We start from the raw sequence: 652 nt of genomic DNA, 5'->3' as shown, positions 1-652 counted from the left end.
TGATTTTGGAATTCCGATAGTTGAGAATTGAGTTGAGACTCCAATTGCGATCGAGTTTGACGCCCACTTTCTAACTGCTGTTCTAACTCAGATACTTGAGATTGCAGTTGAGTTTGATTTTGATTGGCTGTCTCGATTTGATTTTGGAATTCCGATAGTTGAGAATTGAGTTGAGACTCCAATTGCGATCGAGTTTGACGCCCACTTTCTAACTGTTGTTCTAACTCAGATACTTGAGATTGCAGTTGAGTTTGATTCTGATTGGCTGTCTCGATTTGATTTTGGAATTCCGATAGTTGAGCCGCAAGTTGTGATTCCAATTCTGAGAGAATTTGAGTCACGCTTTTTAACTGAGTTTCTAACTTGGATATCTGAGATTGCTGTTGATTTTCATTTTGGTTAGCTTGCTCGACTTGAGTTTGGAATTCCGACTGTTGAGCCGCAAGCTGCGATTCCAATCCTGAGCGAATTTGAGTCACACTTTCTAACTGAGTTTCTAACTCAGATATTTGAAATTGCAGTTGATTTTGATGTTTGTTGGCTGTGTCAATTTGAGTTTGGAATTCCGACTGTTGAGCCGCAAGCTGCGATTCCAATTCTGAGCGAATTTGAGTCACGCTTTCTAACTGAGTTTCTAACTCGGATATTTGAG

The 652-nt window shown here is 40.0% G+C and carries 1 pseudogene; it reads right to left on the bottom strand.

Going from position 1 to position 652, the window contains the following annotated elements:
* Positions 1 to 652: pseudogene (locus QUB52_RS13350) on the bottom strand (hypothetical protein); the annotation flags it as partial.

The sequence above is a fragment of the Microcoleus sp. A6-C6 genome, from assembly GCF_036705955.1.
Lineage (GTDB): Bacteria > Cyanobacteriota > Cyanobacteriia > Cyanobacteriales > Microcoleaceae > Microcoleus.
The sequence above is the reverse complement of the archived record's forward strand: the minus strand, read 5'-3'. Positions and strand labels throughout refer to the sequence as shown.